The sequence below is a fragment of the Mesorhizobium sp. L-8-3 genome, from assembly GCF_016756615.1.
GTDB lineage: Bacteria > Pseudomonadota > Alphaproteobacteria > Rhizobiales > Rhizobiaceae.
In genome coordinates this window covers 6,485,169-6,508,711 of sequence record NZ_AP023262.1, presented here as the reverse complement: position 1 = coordinate 6,508,711, position 23,543 = coordinate 6,485,169, and the positions used below count along the sequence as shown (strand labels likewise).

The window sequence follows — 23,543 nt, the reverse complement described above, 5'->3', positions numbered from 1 at the left end:
GATGAGCTTCTCCAACGCCGATAGCGACAGGCTCTATGGGCTCCTTCCCGCCTTCATCCGCGAGAAGGACGTAGCGGAAGGAGAACCGCTGCGGGCGCTGCTGTCGCTCCTCGACGTGCAGGCCGGCCATATCGAAAGCGACATCCGCCAGCTCTACGAGAACGCCTTCGTCGAGACCTGCGAGCCCTGGGTCGTGCCTTATATCGGCGATCTTGTCGGCACCGTACCGCTGTTCGACGAGAGCCGCGTCAGGGACGGCGACACCGCCGCCGAACTGTTCAAGTCGCTGACCGGCCCGAGCCTGAAGCCGCTGATCGCGCTGCGCGGACGCGCTGACGTCGCCAAGACGATCTACTATCGCCGCCGCAAGGGCACGCTGCCCATGCTGGAGGAACTGGCCCGCGACGTCACCGGCTGGTCGTCGCATGCCGTCGAGTTCTTCGAATCGATCGGCTGGACCCAGTGGCTGCGCAACCATCTGCGCCTCCACTCGCTGCGGACGCCTGACATCCGCAGCGTCGAGCGCATGGATCGGCTCGACGGCGCCTTCGACGAGATTTCGCACACTGTCGACGTGCGGCCGGTCTCGCAGGACGAGGGCTGGCACAATGTCCCCAATATCGGCTTCTTCCTGTGGCGGCTGGGCGCCTATCGGCTGGAGCGCGTGGCGGCGCGCCGGCTGGGTCCCGCCGGCGATTTCCGCTACCATTTCAGCCCGCTCGGCAATTCCGCGCCGTTGTTCAGCCGCAGCCGTCGGGAGGGCGACGAAGCCGGGCTGGCGACCGAACTCCATGTTCCCCAGCCGATCCGGCCGGCACGGTTCTTCCACAATATCGGCGATTTCTACGGGTTGTTCGATCCGCTTCCGCCGCTGCCGGCCGCCGAAGCGCCCAGCATCATGGTGTTCGTCGACGGAGCGCCTGTCACCACCGAACGCGTCGTCTGCCGCAACCTGTCGGTCTGGTCGCAGCCGCCGACCGACAGGATCGCCGTCGACGTCGTGCGCGGACGCCTGACGCTCGGTCCGGCGCTGGTGCCGGCAGACCTGGTCGAGGTCTATTACCACTACGGCTTTCCTGCCGATCTGGGCGGCGGGCCCTATCGGCGGCGGGCATGGCTGACGCGGCCGGGCTTCGCGCCGAACGTGCAGACGCTGCTCGTCGACGGCAGCGGCGCGCCGGGAACTTTCGCCACGATCACCGCCGCCCGCGACCAATGGGTGCTGGACGGCAAGCGCAATGCGATCATCCGCATCCGCGACAACCGCACCTATGCCGAGGCGCTCGCCATCGACGTCACGGCGGTCGCGGCGGATCCCGGGACCGCACTGGCGATCGAAGCGGCGGACGGGGCGCGCCCGCATCTCCTGCTCGACGGGCCGCTGGTCATCGACGGCGATCGGCCGGACTATTCGATCACGCTGGGTGGTTTGCTGATAGAAGGGCGGATCGAGATCGCCGGCTCGCTCAATCGGCTGCGCCTGCTCCATACCACGCTGGTGCCGGGCGTTTCGATCGCCGAGCAGGATCCGATACCACCCCCACAGCCCCCCGACCCGAGCATCACCGCCGCGGCCGCGCTGCCCTCGGGTGCGCCAGCCAATACAGAACTTGGCGTCGAACTCGCCTTCTCTATCTGCGGGCCTATCCGGCTGCCGGCACATGCCGAGGCGCTGATCGCGCTGGACAGCATCATCGACGGCGTCGGTACGGACGCCATTGCCGGGGTGGCCGCCGCCAATCTCCCCGGTCCGCCGGCGAGGCTCGAGCGAACAACCATCCGCGGCCGGACCCGCGTGCGCCAGTTCGACTTCGCAACCGAGACCATTTTCGACGGCCTCGCCACGGCCGAGCGTGTCCAGGTCGGCTGCGTGCGTTTCAGCTTCGTGCCGCCGGGATCGCGCACGCCGCGCCGTTACCGCTGCCAGCCGGATCTCGCCGAGCGTAAGGCGATCGCGGAGGAGGAAGCGCGCGCGGGGCCGCTGACCGATCCCGAGCGCGATGCGATCCGTGCCGCCGTGCGGCTGAAGGTCAAGCCGGAATACACGGCAGAGCCCTATGGAATGCCGGCCTATCTTCAGCTGTCGCTCAAGGGACCGGCGGAGATCGCACAGGGCGCGGCGGACGGGTCGGAAATGGGAGTCTATTGCCATCTGAAGCAGCCCCAGCGCGAGGCCAATCTCAGGCTGCGACTCAAGGAATACCTGCCGTTCGGCCTCGACTACGGCGTGATCTACGTGACCTGACGGCCGGGAGGGCAGGATGACGGAGGGAAGGCGATGAGCGGCGACTATACGAGGTTCAGCTTCGATCCTCTGAAACGCTATTCGGGCGTGCTCATGCAGCAGGGGCGCGTGCAGCTCGATTCCGACTGGAACGAGGAGATCGACATCCTCAAGCGGCGGCTGCGCACGACGGCGCTGGACATATTCGGCCCCGTAGGGGTGCCCTATCTTTCGACGCCCAACGCCTTCGCGATCGGCCTGATCGCGGGACCGCCGGCCGACCTGTCGATCGCGCCGGGGCGGCTCTATGTCGACGGCGTGCAGATCGAAGCCTTTGCCGAGGAGAACTTCACCTATCTCAACCAGAAATTCCTGCCGGCTCCGCTTCCGGCGCCGTTGCCGGCCGGTGATGCCGTCGTCTATCTGGACATATGGGACCGCGAGGTCACCTATATCGAGGATCCCGAGCTTCTCGATGCGGCGCTCGGCGGCGCCGACACCACCACGCGCGCGCAGACCGTGTGGCAGTTGCGGGTCGAGGAGAGGCCGGGGGCCACCTGCGACCTCGATGTCGGCGAGCCGCCTTCGGCCGGGCGACTGACGACGCAGGCGATTGCGCCGCCGGCGCCTGACGATCCCTGCATATTGCCGCCGGCGAGCGGCTATCGCGGGCTGGAAAATCGTCTCTACCGGATCGAGATCCATGCCGGCGGACCGCTCGGTACCGCCGCCTTCAAATGGTCGCGCGACAACGGCACGATCGTCTCGTCGGTGCGGTCGATCGCGGTGAGTGGCACCCAGACGACGCTCGGCGTCAACCGCATCGGCCGCGACCAGTTCATGCGCTTCCAGATCGGCGACTGGGTGACCGTCACCGACGATCACCGCGAACTGATGGGCGAGGCCGGAGAGATGGCCGTCGTCGCCGATATCGACGAGACCAACCTGCGTGTCGTGCTCGACCGCGTGATCCCGACCGGCGGCGGCAGGGCCTTCGGCGCCAACGACGCGGAAGTGGTCGAACGCCATACCCGCATCCAGAAGTGGGATGAGACAGCCGCCGCCAATCCGGGCCTCGACCCGGTTTCGGGGCTGATTCCGACAGGTGCCGGGCCAATCGCCATCGAGGCGGGCATCGAGGTGACCTTCTCCGTCGATCCGGCCGGCGGGTCGTTCCGCATCGGCGACTATTGGGTGTTCTGGGCGCGCACGGCGACCGCCGAGATCGAAATCCTCGACGCCGCGCCGCCACGCGGCATCGAGCACCGCTATCTGCAACTGGCGGCGATATCCGGGCTCGGCGGGGCGAACCCGGCCGTCATCGACTGTCGTCCGCCGCCGCCGGTGCAGGGCCAGGGCGACTGCTGCTGCACGATCATCGTGCGCCCGGGCGAGGATATCCAGGCGGGCATCGACGCTCTGCCGGATCAGGGCGGCTGCGTCTGCCTGAAGACCGGCCTGCATCTCGTGCGCGAGCCGCTGAGGATCGCGCGGGGCAGCATCGTGCTGAAGGCGGAAAGCCCGGGCACCACGGTGCGCTCGGCCGGCGCCGGGCCCGTCCTCATCGTCGGCAATGCCGCGGGTTTCCGGATCGAAGGCATCGACATACTGGGGATCGAGTTCGAAGCGAATGCGGCGCGGCAGGCCGCGGAAGGTGTTGTCACCGTCGCCGGCTGCGCCGATGTGAGGATCGCTCACTGCGCGATGCGCGCGCTGCAGTCGCGCCAGTTCATGGGCATCTCGATCACCGCTTCCGACCGGGTCACGGTCTCCCACTGCCGGGTCGAGGCGGTCACCCTGGGAATCCTTGTGCAGGTGCGCTGCGAGGATTTCGAGGCCGACGGCAACACGATCGAGCTTGGGCTCGAACGCGGGGACGACCAACTGCAGGTGATCGCCGGGATACTGGTTCGAGAAACGGCTTTCCCTTGCCGGATCACCCGCAACCTTGTCGAAGGCGCCCTCTTCGGTATCGTGCTCAATGACAATCCGGCCGGCCGCCCCGCCTCGCTGGCCGAGCGATCCATCGTGGCCGACAACCTGGTCGATTCCCCGATCCTTTCCCCGGGCCTCGACGCCACCGCGCGCCCCTGCGGCATCGATTGCGCTGCCGACTCCTGCACGATTTCCGATAACAAGATTCGCCACCGGCACCCGCTCTTCACCGGCATCAGGGTGAACGGATCACGCGCAACGGTGACCGGCAATGCGGTGCTGTCCACCCAGCGGGAGCTCGACATTCGCGGCCCGATTGCAATCCGCCTCGGGGAATTGGACGAAGCCGACCGGAGGTCCATTCTCGGCGGCGTTGTCAGCCACAATGTGATGTCGGGCTCGCAGCACGGCATCCTCATGATCGGCGCCGACGATCTCGTCGTCACCGACAACGTTTTCGAAGGGGGCGGCCAAGCGGGCCTTGCGCTGTTCGGGACGCGCCTGCGCGGGGCTCGCCTCGCCGGAAACCGCATCCGCTCGGCGCTCAGCGGCATTTTCGTCGGGGACGGCAACCAGAACCGCATCGCCGAGAACGACATACGCGACGGCAATGCCGGCATATCCCTGTTCCGCGAGTGGGGACCGGCGGTCGACGGCAACAGGCTCGACAGGCTGAGCCTGTGGGGCGTCATCGGCGTGCAGCTTTCGGCACGCTGCGAAATCACCGGCAACCGGGTCGTCGGCTGCGCCGGCAACATGGCCCCGATCGCGAGGGCCGTCAGCCTCCTTGCCGTCGCCGGGGAGGCGCACATAACGGACAACGAGATCATGGACACGGGCACGTTGGCCGGTGTGCCGCCGACATCGACGGCCGACCACGGCATTTCGGGCGACCTTATCCTGGAGGCCCGCGTTTCGAACAATCTGGTGACCTATTCGAATGCGTTCGCCCGCGACCCGCTGCGCGAGGATCGGGCGCTCGTCATGCGCGGCCTGTTCGATCTGCAGGTCAACGATCTCATCGTCTTCGGTTTCGCCATCCAGATCCACGGCAACAAGTTCATCGGCACGGGCCAGACCGCGCTGGTGGAATTGCTTCAGGCGCAGCTCGGCAACGGCTTCGTCAGGTTCGAGCGGGCTTCCTTCGACCAGAACTACTGCATGCATGTCTCGCCACCGGCTGCAGACGACAGGAGGGCGACAGTCTCGCTGAGGGGCAGGGCGGCGATCGTTACCGGCAACCATATCAAAGCCACGACGCCGCGGTATTTCTCGGTGAACTTCAACGGCATACCGGGGCCGTTCATCGGCAATGTCACGCAGGGCATCACCCTCCAGCATCCCGACTTCCCGGCGCCGGCGAATGCCTTCAACCTGATTGCACCCTAGAGCATTTCCGCTTTTCCCTGAAACCCGAAAATGCTCTAACTCTTTGTTTTTACGCAATTCCGGACGCACAACCGCAACGCACTTTTGCTGGAATTGCTCTAGACGGAAAGGACCGCGCCATGACGCTCGACGAAATCCTCAAGGAACATTCGGCCTGGCTCGACAAGACTGCCAAGCAGCCGCTCTTCGGGCGGGTCACCGAGAGGGAAACGAACTTCCCGCAGGAGCTGCGCGACCAGAGGGCGAAAGAAATCAAGGCCGCGATCGAAGCCTTGACGCAACGGCGAGACGAGACTGTCTCGCTCTACGAGTCCGCGATCGAGGGCTATAAGAAAGAGCTCGAGGCACTTACGTCGGCGCCAGGCATCAAGCCGCCGACAGCGAAGTCGAGGGCGGCCAAGTCAGAGGCATCGACGCCCGAGGCGAAGCCACAGACAGAGAAACCGGCTGCCTCGACGAAGGCAAAGCGTGCCCCGACGCGGTCTCGGGCGAAGAAGAAGTAGCCCCGTAGCCCATGCGGCAATCGACCCGTCGGTTCGAATGGTGCTTGCCGCCGACACTTCGGCGCGGGGACTCCGGCTCCCACGCGTATCTTCGCCCTCGCGCCCTCCATGGGCTTTTCGCCAGCATGGGGTTGGTGCGGCGTTGTCGATGAGATCACCGCGTGGAATTTCGGCCGAGCCAAACTCGGCATCGTTCCTCTGGCATCCCCGATCCAGATCGAACTCAGGACACTCGAGCTTGCCGCCAGTCGGGCCCGCCGCGGCATTTCCATTTTCATGTCGGCGATTGGGTTAAAGGCATCCAAGTCCGACAGACGCACCGAATTTGCCCTCGTTTGGAGTCAAGCCTTTACAAGGCGTCCATATCATGGATGCTCATCGACGGGCCGCGACAACGGGGACGGGGAACAAAACGGCGCGATGGATGATTGCGACCGACTGATTCGGAAGATCTATGAGGCTGCGGTCAATCCGGACTATTGGAGCCCGCTTGGAATCGAGATCGCCGATTTCGTCGGAGGCGGCACGGTGCATCTGCTGCTCGCCTCTGCCGACGGCGGTGACGAATACTTCAGTCTCTTCCCACGCGGAGACCCCGGTTTTGCATCCGAGTATCTGCGTGACTATGTAGACACGGACTTCCGTGTGCCACGGATCTTGAAGAATGATCCAGGCGTCCTGCTCGAAGAACGCAGCTACGTTTCACGGGAGGAGGCACGCAGAAGCCCGATCCATCAGGAATTGCTGCCCAAATACGCGATCTACGACATCATCGGCGCCCATATGTCGGTCGACGGCTGTATCGGCTGGTTCGGCGTCTCGACACTCAAGCCGGGTGACGATCTCGATCCCGTCAGGAAAGCGGCATTGGCACGGCTGACTCCGCATGTTCTGCAGGCATACAAAACCACCAAGGCCAACCGCGATCTTCAAATCAGCAGGGACATGAGCCTGGGTGTGCTGGATCGTTTGAACACCGCCGTTATTGTCGTTCGCGGGCGAAAATTCATGCATGCCAATCATGCGGCCGCGCAGATCCTGGACACGGGCTTCCTCTTGGTCGACAATGGCCGGCTCGTCTGTCCCGATACGGTGGAAAACAACCGACTGGCGCAGTTCCAGGAACGGATCCGGACCACCGGTCGATCGCACGTCATCGTCCATGACCAGAGGATTGACGTCGACTACAGCATCCGCGCGCATGCATCCGCCCCGAGTTTCGGCGCCGACGGCAAGCTCCGAAGCGCCGAGATCGTCTTCTCGATTTCGGAACTGGGCCGAGGCGGCGAGGCGGACGTGGAGACGGTCGCCCTGTTCTGCGCGGACCGCAACGTCACCAATGCGGAAACGGCCGTCTTATGTGCCGTTCTGAATTCCCGGAACCTGAGAGAGCTGGCCGCTGAACGTGGTGTCGCGCTCGATACTGTTCAAAAGCAGCTCAAATCAGCTCTGGAAAAACTCGGATTCGCCAACCAGAAGACATTGTTTCGGGAGTTCGCGCGCTTTCGAACGCTTGGGTAGCGCTGGAAAATCGAAGGGACCAGCCAATACTCTTATAGATCGGCCCGCTCCTGGAACGCTGCCCGCTGGATGAAGGGGTGAGCGAACACGTGGCCATCGCCCCCGATTTCACAGCCCCCGCGCTATGACCAGGCGCTGGACGTCGCTGGTGCCTTCATAGATCTGGCAGACGCGGACGTCGCGGTAGATGCGCTCGACCGGATAGTCGGCGAGATAGCCGTAGCCGCCATGGATCTGGATCGCGGCGGAGCATACCTGCTCGGCCATTTCGGAGGCGACGAGCTTCGCCATCGAGGCTTCGGAAAGGCACGGCCTGCCGGCCTCGCGCAGGGCGGCCGCGTGCAGGACCATCTGCCGTGCGGTCTCGATCTTCGTCGCCATGTCGGCCAGGCGGAAGGCGACGGCCTGATGCTCGATGATCGGCTTGCCGAAGGCAATGCGTTCCCGGGCATAGTCGCGCGCGGCCTCGAAGGCCGCGCGGGCCATGCCGACCGATTGCGCGGCGATGCCGATGCGCCCGCCCTCGAGATTGGCAAGCGCGATCCGGTAGCCTTCGCCCTCGGCGCCCAGGCGGTTGTCGACCGGCACGCGCATATTGGTGAAGCCGAGCGCACAGGTGTCGGAGGAATGCTGCCCGAGCTTGTGCTCGACAGACAGAACCTCATAGCCTGCTGTGTCGGTCGGCACGATGAAGGCCGAAATGCCTTTCTTGCCCGCTGCCGGGTCGGTTACCGCGAAGACGATGACCACGCTGCCGCTCTTGCCCGACGTTATGAACTGTTTCGCGCCGTCGATGACGTAGTGGTCTCCGTCCAGCCGCGCCCGTGTCTTGAGCGCCGAGGCGTCGGAACCGGCCTGTGGCTCCGTCAGGGCGAAGCCGCCGATCCATTCGCCAGTGGCCATCTTCGGCAGGAAGCGCCGCTTCTGATCTTCATTGCCGAAACGCAGGATGGGCACGCAGCCGACCGAGGAGTGAACGGAGAGTATGGTCGAGCAGGCTCCGTCACCCGCCGCGATCTCCTCCAGCACCAGCGCATAGGCGACCATGCCGAGATCCGAGCCGCCCCACTCCGCGGGAACCAGCATGCCCATGAAGCCGAGCGCCCCCATCTCCGTCAGTTCGGCGCGCGGGAAAGCGTGCTCGGCATCGCGTTTCGCGGCGCCCGGAGCAAGGCGTTCCTGCGCGAAATCGCGGGCAGCGTCGCGGATCTGTTCCTGCGTGTCGGAGAGCAGCATCAGACGATCCTTTCGATGCCGACCGCCGTGGCTTCGCCGCCGCCGATGCAGACGCCCGCGACGCCACGCTTCAGGCCGTGGGTTTCGAGTGCGGCGAGCAGCGTGACCATGATGCGTGCGCCCGATGCGCCGATCGGATGGCCGAGCGCACAAGCGCCACCATGGATGTTGACCTTGTCATGCGGCAGGTCGAGGTCACGCATCGCGGCCATGGCGACCACGGCGAAAGCCTCGTTGATCTCGAACAGATCGACATCCGCGAGGTTCCAGCCGATCTTTTCCGAAAGCTTGCCCATCGCGCCGATGGGGGCGGTCGGGAAGAGGTTCGGCTTGTCGGCATGCGTGGCGTGGCCGACGAGGACAGCGCGTGGGGTGAGGCCACGTCTCTCGGCTTCCGAGGCGCGCATCAGGAGGAGCGCTGCGCCCCCGTCCGAGATCGACGAGGAATTGGCGGCCGTAACCGTTCCGCCCTCGCGGAAGGCCGGGCGCAGCGTCGCAATCTTGTCCAGCCTGGCCTTCCCCGGCTGTTCGTCGACGGAAACCTGGGCTTCCGAGCGGCCCGACCGCACCGTCACCGGCACGATCTCGGCGTTGAAGAGACCGTCGGAAATCGCCTTCTGTGCGCGGGTCAGCGACGAGATCGCATAGTCGTCCTGCGCTTCGCGCGTGAACTGATAGGCTTCGGCGCAATCCTCGGCGAAGGTGCCCATCAGGCGGCCCTTGTCATAGGCGTCTTCAAGTCCGTCGAGGAACATATGATCCATGATCTGGCCATGGCCCATGCGATAGCCGCTGCGTGCCTTCGGCAGCAGATAGGGCGCGTTGGTCATGCTCTCCATGCCGCCCGCGACGATCACGTCGGCGGAGCCGGCCAGCAGCAGGTCATGGGCGAGCATGGCCGCCTTCATGCCGGAGCCGCACATCTTGTTTATCGTCGTGGCGCCCGTGGCGATCGGCAGCCCGGCCTTGATCGAGGCTTGGCGTGCCGGAGCCTGGCCCTGGCCGGCGGGAAGCACGCAGCCCATGATGACGTCCTCGACCGCTTCGGGGGCAATGCCCGCCCCGGTCAGTGCGCCTGATATCGCGGCCGCGCCGAGATCGGTTGCCTGCGCGCCGGCGAGTTCGCCTTGGAAGCCACCCATGGGGGTGCGTGCCGCGCCGACGATGACGATGGGATCGCTGTTTGACATCTTCATTCCTCACGCTGCGGATTGGGCCGGTCGATGCTCAGCCCTGTGCCTGTTTCTGCTTCTCGACTTCCGCCTTGCGCAGGAGGAAGCGCTGGATCTTGCCGCTCGGCGTCTTGGGCAACTCGGCCACGAAATCGATCTCGCGCGGATAGGCATGGGCCGAGAGACGCTTCTTGACGTGCTGGGCAAGCGCTTCGGCAAGTCCCGGGCTGCCCTGGTGGCCTGATGCCAGGACCACGAATGCCTTCACGATCTCGGTGCGCTGCGGGTCGGGAACGCCGACGACCGCTGCCTCATTCACCGCGGGATGCTCGATCAACGCGCTTTCGACGTCGAACGGTCCGATCCGGTAACCCGAGGAGGTGATGACGTCGTCCGCGCGCCCGATGAAGCTGACGGAGCCGTCCGGCTCTAGTTCGACCGTATCGCCGGTGCGGTAGTAGCCGCCTGATATGGCCGGGGTTTCCTTCCGGTAGTAGCCGGTGAACCAGAGCAGCGGGGATTTCTCGATGTCGACGGAAAGAACGCCGGGCTGATTGGGGCCGAGTTCGTTTCCAGCCTCGTCCAGCACGGCGACCCGATAGCCCGGCATTGCATATCCCGCTGAACCATGGCGAACGGGATGGACCAGCCCGTGGTGATTGTTGACGACCATGCCGAGCTCGGTCTGGCCGTAATGATCATGGATCGGCGCGGCGAGATTGGCGTCGAACCAGCGGATCACCTCCGGGTTCAGCGGCTCGCCGGCGCTGCTGACGACACGCAGCTTGCCCTTGACGCGAGCGGCGGCCTCCGGTCCCGCCGCGAGCAGCAGGCGGAATGCGGTCGGCGAGCCGGCGAGGCTGGTGACCCCAAGCCGCTCGATGATGTCGTAGGTGCTTTCCGCGGTGAAGCCGCCTTCATAAAGCGTCGTCGCGACGCCGAGTTGCAGCGGCCCGGTGATGGCGTAGTAGAGGCCATAGGCCCAGCCCGGATCGGCAATGTTCCAGAAGATGTCGTCCTGACGCAGCCCGATCGCCTCGCGCATGTAAGCGCTGAAGGCCATCAGCGCGCGCAGCGGAACCGGCACGCCCTTGGGCAGGCCTGTGGTGCCCGAGGTCGACATCATCATGAAGAGGTCGTCGCCCTTGCGCAGCACGGGCGGACAGTCGGTCGAAGCGGCTGCAACGGCCGCACGGAAATCGATGTCGCCTTCCGGCAAGGCTTCTCCGGGCGCGAGCACCGTCGCGACCCGCGGGCAATTCTCCACCTCGGCTAGCTTGCCGCGATTGGCCGTATTGGTCACGACCAGCTTTGCGCTGCTGGTTTCGAAGCGCTGCTCGATCGCTTTTGGGCCGAAGGCGGTGAAAAGCGGCTGATAGACGGCGCCGATGCGCCATGCGCCGAGGATGGTCGCCACCAGATCCGGCGTGCGCGGCAGCAGGCCGGCCACCACATCGCCGGCGCCGACGCCCGCTTGCTTGAGCACATTGCTCACGCGGGCGGCCATGTCGCGCAGATCGTCGAAGCTGTATTCCGTGACTTTCCCGTCGGTCGAGATCGCACACAGCGCCAGGCGGTTGCTGCCGGTATAACGGTCGCAGCATTCGACGCAGGCATTGATGCCGGTCGCGGGATCACCCTGAAGCAGGGCGGCCGCATCCTCGATGCGAAACCGAGCGACGGCATCGTCGTAGCGAGCCAACGGCGCCGAAGCAGGTGTTCCGGTCATTTCGCTTTCCTCCTGGCCAGCTTCCTCCTGGCAGCCCCCACCTCCTCGCGGGGTACTGTAGGCCAAAGGGTAGCCGCTCATCCATTGCAAACAATGACAACTGCGGTCTCGATTCATGATCGGTTCTGCAATATGAGCCAGCCATGAAGCGACACAACATCACGCCGGGCTTCGTCGAGGATGCGCTGGCGAGCCTGCGGGAGAGGGGACTGGACACAGTGCCCTTCATGGCGGCGGCCGGCCTGCCTGAAAAGGTGATCGAACCGGTCACGAACGTCCAATACGGGCGGCTGTGGTGGCTGATCGCTGAAGCGATTGAGGACGAGTTCTTTGGTCTGGCTGCACGCCCGATGCGGCCGGGCAGCTTCGATCTGTTGTGCTACGCAGTCCTGCATTCCGGCACGCTCGAGCGTGCCTTGCGCCGGGCGCTGCTGTTCCTCAACGTGGTGCTGGACGACCCGCGCGGCGAATTGCACATCCGCGACGGCATGGCCCATGTCGTCCTGGCCGATCAGGGGCTTCCGCGCCCGGCCTTTGCCTATCGCGCCTACTGGCTGATCCTGATGGGGGTTGCCTGCTGGCTGATCGGGCGGCGTATCCCGCTGCGCCATCTCGATTTCGCCTGCCCGGCGCCGGTCCATCGGAAGGACTACCGCAAGTTCTTCGGCGCGCCCGTGCTGTTCGACCGGCCGTCGACGCGTCTCGTGTTCGACTCGTCCTATCTCGCGCTGCCGGTGATCCGCAGCGACACCGCACTTGAGAGCTTCCTGCGCGAGGCGCCGGCCAACATTCTGATCCGATACCGGCACGACCACGACACCTCGTCGCGCGTGCGGGCGCGGTTGGCCGCGATGCCCGCTTCGACGTGGCCGTCCTTCGAGGCGATGGCGAAGGCGCTGCGCATGTCGGAGGCGACGTTGCGGCGCAGGCTGCGGGCCGATGGCCTCAGTTTCGGCGCGATCAAGGACGAGTTGCGTTCCGTCCGGGCGCAGAGGCTCCTGCAGGAGAAATCGTCGAGCGTGGCCGAAGTCGCCGCCGAGCTTGGCTACAGCGAGCCCAGCGCCTTCTATCGTGCATTCCACAAATGGGTGGGCCAGAGCCCCGGCGACTTCCGCAAGGGACTGTGATCCTTCCGGCCCCCAAGGCCGACTGCTGCAGGCTTCGAATGGCGATGTCCTGGAAGGAGGCGGATCGCTGCGTGCTCAATCAGGGCGGCAGTGCGTTTTCCGGCACCCAATCATTCCGAAACATGCTCCTGTCGTGATAGTGAGGTGACGCGAATTTCAGAATCGAGACGCCGGCCACCGGCTTCGATGTTATCTCGGCGGCCGATGCATTGGTTGCGTCACCGGCACCGGGATGAGTGCTTTTTTGTGCCGAACGGAGCGGATACATTTCAATGGGATCGAAGCGCCGAAGCCTTGCGGCCAAGCCGAACAAGGAACCCAAACTCTCTCGCACGGATGCGCCCGCAGGTCTTTCGCCGCTGGACTGGCAACGCGGCCTGCGCCGGCAGTTCGGCCGCGAGCAGGCCTTCGGTCTTGAAAATCTTGGGAGCGAACCGTTCTTTTCTGAATTCAGGGTCAGCAATCCTGTCTCGAAATCCAGCTATCGGGTGGCGATCAGAGGCCGGGGGCCGGGAGGGAATTTCTGTTCGTGCCCTGACTACGCGACCAGCGAGTTGGGCACTTGCAAGCACATCGAATTCACAATCGGCAGGCTGGAGAAGAAGCGCGGTGCGAAGACGGCCTTTGCCCGGGGCTACCAACCCGCATTCTCCGAGCTTTATCTTCGCAACGACGGAAAACGTCGCCTGCATTTTCGCGCAGGGACGGATTGCCCGGCCGAATTGAGGGAAGCGGCCGCCGGCTTGTTCGACCTCGAACAGGACGGCCTGCTGCCCGAGGAACGCTTCGGCGAGCTCGAACGGTTCATGGCCGTGGCATCGAAGTCCGGACATGAATTTCGCGCTTATGACGACGCCCTCGATTTCGTCGCGGGACGACGAGATGCCGACCGGCGGGCCGCCCTGCTCGGTCAGGTGTTCCCAAGCGGAGCGGCCGACCCCAAGCTGCTGGCTGTCCTGAAGGCGCCGCTTTATCCCTATCAGGCGGAGGGCGCGCTGTTCGCGGTAAAGGCTGGCCGGGCACTGATCGGCGACGATATGGGCCTGGGCAAGACCATACAGGCGATCGCCGCGACCGAGATATTGGCTCGGCATTTCGGCGTCTCGAAAGTGCTCGTGGTTTGCCCGACCTCGCTGAAATACCAGTGGCAAAGCGAGATCATGCGTTTCACGGGGCGACATGACGAAAATGCGGTGAGGGTCATCAACGGCGGACGGGCGCAGCGGCAGAAGGACTACGCCCTGACCGATTTCTGCAAGATAACGAACTACGAGAAGCTCAAACCCGATCTCGACCTGATCGCGGCCTGGGCGCCCGATCTGGTGATCGTCGATGAAGCACAAAGGGTGAAGAACTGGAACACCATTGCGGCGCGCGCTTTGAAACGCGTCGACAGCCCATACGCGATCGTGCTCACCGGAACACCGCTGGAAAACAAGCTCGAAGAGCTGATTTCCATTGTCCAGTTTGTCGATCAGCATCGGCTGGGACCGACCTGGAAGCTGCTTCACGAGCACCAGGTCAAGGACGAAGCCGGGCGAGTCACCGGCTATACCGGGTTGGAAAAGATCGGCCAGACATTGGCGCCGGTCATGGTCCGCCGCCGCAAATCGGAGGTGCTGCGGCAATTGCCCAGCCGGACCGACCAGAATCTTCTGGTGCCGATGACCGAGATGCAATCGCTCCATCACCAGGAAAACGCCGACGCGGTCGCGAAGATCGTCCAGCGTTGGCGCAAGACCAGGTTCCTGTCCGACAAGGATCAGCGGCGGCTGACCTGTGCGCTGCAGAACATGCGCATGTCGTGCAACAGCACCTACCTGCTGGATCAGGAGTCCGACCATGGCGTGAAGGCCGACGAACTGGCGGCGCTGTTCGAAGACCTGTTCGCGGATTCCGAGGCCAAAGCCGTGGTGTTTTCGCAATGGACGAGAACGCATGACATCATCATTCGCCGTCTCGATAAGCTCGGACTTGGCTATGTCAGCTTCCACGGCGGCATCCCGTCGGACAAACGGCCGGCACTGGTCGAGCGGTTTCGTGACGATCCCGGCTGCCGCGTCTTCCTGTCGACCGACGCCGGCAGCACAGGTCTCAACCTGCAGCATGCCTCGACCCTCGTGAACATGGACCTGCCCTGGAACCCGGCGATCCTCGAACAGCGTATCGCCCGCATTCATCGCATGGGCTAGGCCCGGCCGGTGCGGATCGTCAACTTCGTGGCGAAGGGGACGATCGAAGAGGGCATGCTTTCGGTTCTTGCGTTCAAGCGCTCTTTGTCGGCGGGCATCCTGGACGGCGGCGCAAGTGAGATTTCGCTCGGCGGATCGCGGCTCACCCGCTTCATGAAGGATGTGGAGAACGTCACCGGCCGTATGGGACAGAGCGAGGCCGTGACGCCAGCCGAGGAAATGAACAACGTCGTGGCTGACGGTGCCGGCGGCTTCGGGGAGGATGCGGGTGCCGACATCGAAGCCGGCGAGATTGCGGCCACAGGCGTGGACGACGGCGGGGCGCCGGCGCGCGTCGCGGCTCCCGATCCGTGGCAGGCGCTGGTGCAAGTCGGCGCGCAGTTCGTTGCGGCTCTCGCTGCGGCCAACGACCCCAGCGCTCCGGCACATCCGTGGATCGAGCGCGATCCGGCCACGGGAGGGCGAAATCTCAAGATGCCACTGCCGCCGCCGGAAACAGCAAGGCAGATCGCGGACGCGCTCTCGGCGCTGGCGGACAATTTGAGGGGAAGGTAGCAGAGCGATCGATGGGGCGGCTCGCGATGTGACGAGCCATTGCGTGGAGCAGGGGACTCTTCTTCTTGTTCTTGGGCCGTCGACGGGAGCCGAGTGCGGCACTGGTTGATTTCGGCCGAGCGTCTGCTCTCAGGCTCCCTCATCGCCCCCGTCGATGACCTCCAGGAACGCCGCCCCGTAGCGTGCCAGCTTGGCCTCGCCCACGCCGGGGACGGCGGCGAGTTCCGCGGCGGATCGCGGGCGGCGCGCGGCCATTTCGGCAAGCGTCCGGTCGTGGAAGATGACATAGGGCGGCACGTTCTGCGCCCTGGCCAGTTCCATGCGTCTGGCGCGCAGCCTCTCGAAAAGTGTGCGGTCGGCGGCAGGGAGCGCTTCCCGTGTTTCCCGGCGGGCGGATTTCCGGTCCTGCCCGGCCTTCTTCAGGAGCCGCAGGCGCAAAGCCGGCTTTTCGCGCAGAAACTGGCGGCCGTCGGTAGAGATGGACAGGCCGCCATGACCCGCCACATCGACCTCGATCAGCCCGCGGGCGACGAGTTGCCGGACGATCGAGCGCCAGCCGTTGCGGTCGTGTTCTCCTCCGATGCCGAAAGTGGAGAGCCTGTCATGGCCCAGGCGCCCGATGCGCTCGTCGCTCTCGCCCAGGAGAACCGAGATGACATGCGCCTGCCCGAAACGTTCGCCGGTGCGATAGATGCAGGAGAGCAGCTTCTGGGCTGCAATGGAGCCGTCGAAGGTTTCGGGCGGGTCGAGACAGATGTCGCAATTGCCGCAAGGCCCGCAGTCATCGCCGAAATAGCGCAGGAGGACCTGACGGCGGCACTGGCAGGATTCGGCGAAACCCAGGAGCGCGTCGAGCTTGCGGTGCTCCATGCGCTTGCGTGCGTCGGTGGCCTCCGATTCGTCGATGAAGCGGCGGCGGAGCGCCATGTCCTGTGCGCCATAGAGCATCAGCGCTTCCGAGGGCAGGCCGTCGCGTCCGGCGCGGCCCGTCTCCTGGTAATAGGCTTCGATGCTGGCCGGCAGGTCCACATGCAGCACGAAGCGCACATCGGGCTTGTCGATGCCCATGCCGAAGGCGATGGTGGCGACTATGATCAGGCCTTGCTCGTGCTGGAAGCGGCGCTGGTTTTCGTCCCGCGCCCTCATCTCCATGCCGGCATGGTAGGGCAGGGCGGTGAGGCCGTGGGCGTTGAGCGTGGCGGCGACTTCTTCCGTCTTGCGTTTGGACAGGCAATAGACGATGCCGCTCTCGCCCCTGCGAGGTTCGAGGAAACGCAGCATCTGCTGGGTCGTGCTCGTTTTCTCGGCGGCGCAGTAGCGGATGTTGGGGCGGTCGAAGCCGGAGACGAAGCTGTTGTGGGCGCCGATGTGCAGATGCTCGACGATCTCCGCTCTCGTCGGCGCATCCGCCGTGGCGGTGAGCGCGATGCGCGGTACACCGGGGAAGACTTCGACGAGACAGTCGAGCGCACGGTATTCGGGCCGGAAATCGTGGCCCCACTGCGAAAGGCAATGGGCCTCGTCGATGGCGATGAGGGAGAGGCGCGCGGATTTCAGCCGGTCCAGGTTCTCCGGCTTCAACAGCGTTTCCGGGGCCATATAGAGGAGATCGAGCGCGCCGTCCTCGACTTTGCGCCAGAGCTGGTCCTTGTCCGCGCCCCAGAGCCGGGAATTGAGCGCCGCCGCCTTGACGCCGGCCTGTCTCAGTGCCGTCACCTGGTCTTCCATCAGCGCAATGAGCGGCGAGATGACGAGACCCATGCCCGGAGAGGCAAGCGCCGGAACCTGGTAGCAGAGCGACTTGCCGCTGCCCGTCGGCATCAGCACGAAGGCGTGGTTGCCCGCGATCACATGGTCGATGATCTCGCGCTGCCGGCCGCGAAAGCTGTCATAGCCATAGACGCTTTTCAGGATGGATAGCGGATCGGGCGGCATGGGCGGAATCGATTCTGGAACGACGACTTCCTTGAATAGCGGGTTTCTCCCGCGGAAGCAGCGTCGGGCAAGTCTTCATTTCATGCTGCCGGCGCAGCGAGGCGCACCTGGCCCGAGGTATGTGACGCTTCCGCGCGACCTGAGCGGAATATTTCGCGGCCGTGCTCAGGCGACGTATGATTGCAGGTCTTCGATGGAATGTCTCCGGCTCGTTCGTTCCTCCGTATTTCCCGGCAGCAATCGCGATGCGACATTTCAAGTCAACCCATGGCGCCGAAGCGGCCGAATTCCCTTTCCCGCCATGCCGTCGATTTCTCATGACCTGCGATGATGCCGGGCAATCGGATCGACCGCTTCACGCAGGGTCGCTTCGCTCGCCCCAGCCCGTCTTTCCGCCGGCTGACCGCGGTCAGCCGCAAGCGCGAGGGATCGGCGAGGTTCATTTCCCTTCGCTATTGATGGCGAAGAACCCAGGGCAAAACCGCGATCGGCTTGCAATCGTCGGAGGTCCGGGCGACGACGTCACCGGGACGAAGATGCGGAGGCGAAGAGGCTGATGGCGCCGGTCAAGGTCGACCCCGACAAGGTCAGGGAATTCAGGGATGCCGAGAGCTTCTACACATGGCTCGGCACGCATCACGACCGGGAAGAGGAGGTCTGGATCAAGATCCACAAGGTGGATTCAGGGCTCGAATCGATCACGCCCAAGGAAGCGATCGACGTCGTGCTCTGCTGGGGCTGGATCGACGCGGTGCGGAAGGGGCTCGACGCGACCAGCTATCTGCAGCGCTATACGCCACGCGGCAGGAAGAGCATCTGGAGCCAGATCAATGTCGACAATGTTGCGAGGCTCATCCGTGAAGGCAGGATGACGGATCACGGGCTGAAGCACATCGAGGCGGCGAAGGCTGATGGACGCTGGGACCGGGCCTACCAGAACGGCAAGAACCTGAAGATTCCCGACGACCTGCAGGCGGCCATCGACGCCGAACCGGAGGCGCGGGAAATGCTCGGCAAGCTCAGCGAGCAGAACCGCTTCGCGCTGGCATTCCGCATGCACAACATCAGGACCGATGCCGGTCGCAGGAGGAGGATCGAGAGCTTTGTCGAGATGCTGAAGCGGGGCGAGACGATCTATTCGCAGCGCGCCAAGTGAAACGGTGCGCAAGTATCGGGTCGGGACGGGCGTGAAACTTGACCTTGCACGGGCGACCGAGGCGACCCATTCCCGGGAGGCCGTGAAGGTCTATGTCGAGCGTGTTGACGAGCTTGTAAGGACGGGCGGCAATCAGGCCTACGAAGAGGCCGTGAAACTCATCCGCCACATTGCCAGCCTGCGCGACGGCTGCGAGCAGTCCACCCATGTCGCCGCGCTCAAGGAGCGCTATGCCCGCAAGCACAATTTCATGAAGCTTCTGGGGCAGCATCGGTCCTGGATTCATCGCGAGCGAGGCGGCAAAAAATATTGCCAATCCCGCGCGATCGATGTCGATTCGGGGGATAGCCGTTCGTTTGACGGGTGCAAGGCCGGCATGGTGCCGGCTCTGCTGCCTGAAGGACAAGCCGATGACCCTTTACCTGCTCAGCATCTACCAGCCCGATGGCCCGCCTCCGCCGCAGGAGATCCTGGAGCCGATCATGCGCAACCTCGACGAGATCAACAAGGAGATGAAGGCTTCGGGCGCATGGGTGTTCGCTGGCGGTCTCCATCCACCAAGCACCGCGACCGTGGTCCGGGTGAAGGAGGGACAGTTGTTGACGACCGATGGCCCCTTCGCCGAAGGCAAGGAACATATCGGCGGCTTCACCGTGATCCAGGCCCCGGATCTCGATGAGGCTCTGAAATGGGGGGCGAAGCTTGCCCGGGCGATCACGCTTCCCATCGAGGTCAGGCCGTTTCATGGCGACCCCAGGCACGACATGTGTAGGCGTGGCTGACCCGCCTCGGCTCCCGCCCGGGGCGATAGAGCGCGTTTTCCGCGAGGAGCATGGCCGCGCCGTCGCTACGCTGATCCGCCTCTTCCGCGACATCTCGCTCGCGGAAGAAGCGGTCCAGGACGCCTTTGTCGAGGCGCTCAGGCGCTGGCCGATCGCCGGCATCCCGCCGAGCCCGGCGGGATGGATCATCACGACGGCGCGCAACCGCGCCATCGACAGGTTGCGCAGGGAGGCATCCCGCAATGAACGCCATGCGCAGGCCGTGCTGATGCAGACGGAGGAAGAAATGGAGGAGGGTGCCGTGGAGGACGTGACCGACGATCGCCTGCGCCTCATCTTCACCTGCTGCCATCCGGCGCTCGGAGCCGATGCGCAGGTCGCTCTCACGCTGCGGCTGCTGGGCGGCCTGACCACGGCGGAAATCGCCCGTGCCTTCCTCATGTCCGAAGCGACAATGGCTCAACGCCTGGTCCGGGCGAAGGGCAAGATCCGCGATGCAGGCATCCCCTATCGCGTTCCGAAGGCCGAGGATCTGCCGGAGCGGCTTCGTGCGGTGCTGGCCGTGATCTATCTGATCTTCAACGAAGGCTATGTCGCGGGCCGCGGGGAGCAGCTCACGCGCGACGCCTTGTGCGCCGAGGCCATCCGGCTGGGCAGGCTGCTCGTCTTGCTGATACCGGCCGAGCCGGAGGCGAAGGGCCTTCTTGCGCTGATGCTGCTCGTCGAAGCGCGCCGGCCCGCGCGACTGGATTCGGCGGGCGAAATCATCCTCCTGGCCGACCAGGATCGCCTGATCTGGGATCGCGCCTTGATCCTGGAAGGGCAGGCGCTGGTGCGGCAATGCCTGGGCTTGAACCGGCCGGGTCCATATCAGATCCAGGCCGCGATCAACGCCGTCCATGACGATGCCGCGAGTGCTGGCGATACGGACTGGAGGCAGATCCTGCAACTCTATGACCAGCTCATGGCGATCGCGCCGACCCCGGTGGTGGCGCTTAATCGTGCTGTCGCAGTAGCGGAGGTCGAAGGGCCGGCGGCTGCGCTGGCGATCGTCAACGAACTCGAACTCGACCGCTACTATCTGTTCCACGCGGTCCGGGCCGACCTGCTCGCGCGGCTGGGCCGGCTGCCGGAAGCCGCCCGCGCCTACGACGCTGCCATCGCCTCGGTCGGCAATGAGGCCGAGGCCGAGTTCCTCAAGCGCCGGCGGGCCATATGCTCGGCCCACTGATGTGGGCTGACTGCCCGGCAGCCCGCGCTCCGTCAGAGTTGCCGGGGTGCCCTGAAAGCACCATTGCCGGGGGGCAAACCGGGAGCAATGTGTGTCGAGGCGCGATCGCAATATCCTGTCGGCAGATCATGCGATAGGCGTCCCGCCAGTCACGCACAGGCTCCAGCACCTTCCCCACGCGTCGAAGCCCTTCGACATGGTGAAGCCCGGCAATGTACGGGCGGCGCGTCTGGCGATGGAACACCTGGTCGGCCTCGGCCACCGCCGCATCGGAAGCGCTCGCCGACCAGCCATTGGGAGATCCTCAGCCCGAACTCAACATTCGCGGCTCGACTGCAGCGATCGGGAGAACGGAGGTGCGACCACCGCAACGCGGCGCCGAAATGAAGGATTGATCGGCGCGCCGCCACCCGTCGCGTTCACCTTGCGTCGATCGAACGGGCGCCCAGTTCCTCGACCAGCACGCGTGTATTCTCGGAATAGTCGATCGGCACGTCGACGAGATGGACCCCACCGCCGGCGAATGCCGCCTCCAGTGTCGGCGCCAGCATCGCCGCATCGGTGACGCGCGAACCTTTGGCGCCATAGGACTCGGCGTAGCGCACGAAATCCGGATTGCCGAAGGTCAGGCCGAAATCCGGGAACGCGTCGACCGCCTGCTTCCAGCGGATCATACCGTAGGCGCCGTCGTTGAGGACGACGACGACCAGGTCGAGCCCGAGCCGGACGGCGGTCTCCATCTCCTGCGAGTTCATCATGAAGCCGCCGTCGCCGCAGACCGCCATCACACGCCGCTCGGGATGGAGCATCGCCGCCATCATGGCCGACGGCAGACCGGCGCCCATGGTGGCGAGCGCATTGTCGAGCAGCAGCGTGTTGGCGACATGGGTGCGGTAGTTGCGGGCGAACCAGATCTTGTACATGCCGTTGTCGAGGCAGACGATGCCATCTTCCGGCATGACCTTGCGCACGTCGTGCACGAGGCGTTGCGGGGTGACCGGGAAGCGGTCCTCTTCGGCGCGGTCGTTGATCCGTTCGAGGATCTCCTGGCGCAGGGCGATGAAGGCCGGGTCGGGATCGAGCCGGCCGCCCAGGCGCTCGGCGAGCGCGGTCACGGTCGCGCCGATGTCGCCGATGACCTCGGCATCGGGGTGATAGACCTGTTCCACATTGGCGGAGCCGTAGCCGACATGGATCACCCGGGGGCCGCCGGCGCTTTTCATCAGGAAGGGCGGCTTCTCCACCGTGTCATGGCCGATCGAGACGATCAGGTCGGCCTGGTCGATCGCATCATGCACATAGTCGCGTTCGGACAGGGCGGCCGTGCCCATATAGAGATTGGATCCGCCATGGACGGCGCCCTTGCCCATCTGCGTGTTGAAGAAGGGCAGGCGCGTGCGGCGCACGAAGTCCGACAGCGGTTCGACCAGCCGCGGGCGATTGCCGGCCGCGCCGATCATCACCAGCGGACGCTTGGCCTTCAGGATCATCTCCACGGCCCGGTCGATCGCTGCCGCGGCGGCCACCGGCCTGTCCAGGGGATGGACCGGGATCAGCGGGGCCTCGTCGACCATGTTGCCTGCGACGTCTTCCGGCAATTCGAGATGCACCGGGCCCGGCCGTTCCTCCATTGCGACGCGGAAGGCGTCCCGAACGGCGGAGGGGATGCTGCCGACGCTGACGATCTGCCGCGTCATCTTGGTCAGCGGCCGCATGGAGGCGACGACGTCGACGATCTGGAACCGTGCCTGCCTGGCAGTCATGATCGGCTTCTGGCCGGTGATGAGGATCATCGGCATGGCGCCGAGATTGGCATAGGCGGCGCCGGTCGAGAAATTCAGCGCGCCCGGCCCGAGCGTCGACAGGCAGACGCCGGGCCTGCCGGTCAGCCGGCCATGAGTGGCGGCCATGAAGGCGGCGGCCTGCTCATGCCGCGTGAGAACCAGCTCGATGCCGGACGTACGCAGGGATTCGACCACATCGAGGTTCTCTTCGCCCGGAACGCCGAATATGCGATCGACGCCTTCGTTCTCGAGCGCCGCTACCAGTATGTCGGAACCCTTCAGCATGGCCATTTCCCGGATTTCCATCATTCGCTGGCGCGGGCGGCCAATCTTCGGGCCCGCGACGGATTCGCCGATAGGTCTAAAGTGCCCCGAGTCCGCGCGCGAGTCACGCGCTCGCCGGTGCGTTCGGTCAGGAGCCCCTCATCAATTTTTCGTAGCGCCTGAGCAGCCGGTCACGCTTCAGCCGCGACAGCCTCTGGATCCAGAAGATGCCGTCGAGCTGGTCGATCTCATGCTGGTGACAGACGGCGAGCAGGCCCTCTGCCTCCTCCGTCTGCTCTGCCCCGGCCAGATCCTGATAGGCTATGCGTATCCGCGCATGGCGCTCAACCACTTCTGTCACGCCGGGCATGGAGACGCTCCCTTCGGTATGGCGGACCATCTCGGGAGAAGCCCAGTCGATCCTCGGATTGATATAGATACGCGGACCGTCAGCGGCCGGCAGCTCCAGCACCACCAGCCGCAAGGGAACGCCGATATGCGGCCCTGCAATGCCGATCCCGGGCGCTGCCCGCATCGTGTCGAGCAGGTCCTGGGCGAGACCGCTCAAAACCGCGTCGAAGACGGTCACGGACTCGGCGACCCTCCGCAGGCGCGGATCGGGAAACCTGACGATCGACCGGATGCTCATGAAATGGTGCGCACCTTGCTATTCCTCATCTTCGACGCCACCTTCACCACCGGGACGGTATTGGTCCCCGGACGGTGGTCCGGGCCAGAAGCTGGCATCGGGCATCCGAGCCGGGGTGGCGACGGGTCAGCTTTAGTGCAGTTCAGATATTGAAAGGAA

General features: G+C 65.0%; 16 protein-coding genes. 10 read left to right on the top strand and 6 right to left on the bottom strand.

The window, feature by feature from the left end:
• Window position 1 precedes the first annotated feature (1 nt).
• From JN302_RS30195 to JN302_RS30180, 4 genes are all read left to right on the top strand, one after another.
• Window positions 2-2,245: a hypothetical protein gene (locus JN302_RS30195; RefSeq protein ID WP_202330142.1), complete on the top strand. Its 2,244-nt coding sequence runs from the start codon at window positions 2-4 to the stop codon at window positions 2,243-2,245.
• Window positions 2,246-2,278: 33 nt separating this feature from the next.
• Window positions 2,279-5,548, top strand: coding sequence for a DUF6519 domain-containing protein (locus tag JN302_RS30190; protein WP_202330141.1), 3,270 nt, complete (start codon window positions 2,279-2,281; stop codon window positions 5,546-5,548).
• Window positions 5,549-5,667: 119 nt separating this feature from the next.
• Window positions 5,668-6,051, top strand: a complete 384-nt coding sequence (locus JN302_RS30185) for a hypothetical protein (protein ID WP_202330140.1) — start codon at window positions 5,668-5,670, stop codon at window positions 6,049-6,051.
• A 108-nt stretch (window positions 6,052-6,159) separates the two neighbouring features.
• Window positions 6,160-7,572: a helix-turn-helix transcriptional regulator gene (locus tag JN302_RS30180; RefSeq protein ID WP_202330139.1), complete on the top strand. Its 1,413-nt coding sequence runs from the start codon at window positions 6,160-6,162 to the stop codon at window positions 7,570-7,572.
• Window positions 7,573-7,680: 108 nt separating this feature from the next.
• On the opposite strand, the gene JN302_RS30175 is transcribed toward JN302_RS30180, so the two are convergent.
• The 3 genes from JN302_RS30175 to JN302_RS30165 are packed head-to-tail and all read right to left on the bottom strand — an operon-like array spanning window position 7,681 to window position 11,709.
• On the bottom strand, window positions 7,681-8,808 hold the full coding sequence (locus JN302_RS30175) for an acyl-CoA dehydrogenase family protein (RefSeq protein ID WP_202330138.1): 1,128 nt from the start codon (window positions 8,806-8,808) through the stop codon (window positions 7,681-7,683).
• A complete protein-coding gene (locus JN302_RS30170; protein ID WP_202330137.1) occupies window positions 8,808-9,998 on the bottom strand; it encodes an acetyl-CoA C-acyltransferase in 1,191 nt (396 codons plus the stop codon). Before JN302_RS30170 ends, JN302_RS30175 begins: the two co-directional genes overlap by 1 nt.
• Before the next feature lie 37 nt (window positions 9,999-10,035).
• Window positions 10,036-11,709: an acyl-CoA synthetase gene (locus JN302_RS30165; RefSeq protein WP_202330136.1), complete on the bottom strand. Its 1,674-nt coding sequence runs from the start codon at window positions 11,707-11,709 to the stop codon at window positions 10,036-10,038.
• A 143-nt stretch (window positions 11,710-11,852) separates the two neighbouring features.
• Here JN302_RS30165 and JN302_RS30160 point away from each other — a divergent pair, with 143 nt between their 5' ends.
• From JN302_RS30160 to JN302_RS39305, 3 genes are all read left to right on the top strand, one after another.
• Complete coding sequence (locus tag JN302_RS30160) at window positions 11,853-12,836, top strand: AraC family transcriptional regulator (protein WP_202330135.1); 984 nt, start codon at window positions 11,853-11,855, stop codon at window positions 12,834-12,836.
• 272 nt (window positions 12,837-13,108) lie between these two features.
• Window positions 13,109-15,028, top strand: coding sequence for a DEAD/DEAH box helicase (locus JN302_RS30155; protein ID WP_244846014.1), 1,920 nt, complete (start codon window positions 13,109-13,111; stop codon window positions 15,026-15,028).
• A 9-nt stretch (window positions 15,029-15,037) separates the two neighbouring features.
• Complete coding sequence (locus tag JN302_RS39305) at window positions 15,038-15,583, top strand: hypothetical protein (RefSeq protein WP_244846012.1); 546 nt, start codon at window positions 15,038-15,040, stop codon at window positions 15,581-15,583.
• Between the two features lie 129 nt (window positions 15,584-15,712).
• On the opposite strand, the gene recQ is transcribed toward JN302_RS39305, so the two are convergent.
• On the bottom strand, window positions 15,713-17,518 hold the full coding sequence (recQ, locus tag JN302_RS30150) for a DNA helicase RecQ (RefSeq protein ID WP_202330134.1): 1,806 nt from the start codon (window positions 17,516-17,518) through the stop codon (window positions 15,713-15,715).
• A 556-nt stretch (window positions 17,519-18,074) separates the two neighbouring features.
• Between recQ and JN302_RS30145 the strand changes: the two genes are divergently transcribed.
• The 3 genes from JN302_RS30145 to JN302_RS30135 all read left to right on the top strand — a co-directional run bounded on the left by JN302_RS30145 (window position 18,075) and on the right by JN302_RS30135 (window position 20,687).
• Complete coding sequence (locus JN302_RS30145) at window positions 18,075-18,674, top strand: YdeI/OmpD-associated family protein (RefSeq protein ID WP_202330133.1); 600 nt, start codon at window positions 18,075-18,077, stop codon at window positions 18,672-18,674.
• Window positions 18,675-19,084: 410 nt separating this feature from the next.
• Window positions 19,085-19,456, top strand: a complete 372-nt coding sequence (locus tag JN302_RS30140) for a YciI family protein (RefSeq protein WP_202330132.1) — start codon at window positions 19,085-19,087, stop codon at window positions 19,454-19,456.
• The gene (locus JN302_RS30135; RefSeq protein WP_244846010.1) at window positions 19,449-20,687 is read left to right on the top strand and encodes an RNA polymerase sigma factor; all 1,239 of its coding nucleotides are present in this window, start codon (window positions 19,449-19,451) and stop codon (window positions 20,685-20,687) included. The genes JN302_RS30140 and JN302_RS30135 overlap by 8 nt, the downstream gene beginning before the upstream one ends.
• 419 nt (window positions 20,688-21,106) lie before the next feature.
• Here JN302_RS30135 and JN302_RS30130 read toward each other — a convergent pair whose 3' ends face one another.
• Window positions 21,107-22,756, bottom strand: coding sequence for an acetolactate synthase large subunit (locus JN302_RS30130; protein ID WP_202330130.1), 1,650 nt, complete (start codon window positions 22,754-22,756; stop codon window positions 21,107-21,109).
• Between the two features lie 127 nt (window positions 22,757-22,883).
• Complete coding sequence (locus JN302_RS30125) at window positions 22,884-23,384, bottom strand: peptide deformylase (protein WP_202307965.1); 501 nt, start codon at window positions 23,382-23,384, stop codon at window positions 22,884-22,886.
• Window positions 23,385-23,543 lie beyond the last annotated feature (159 nt).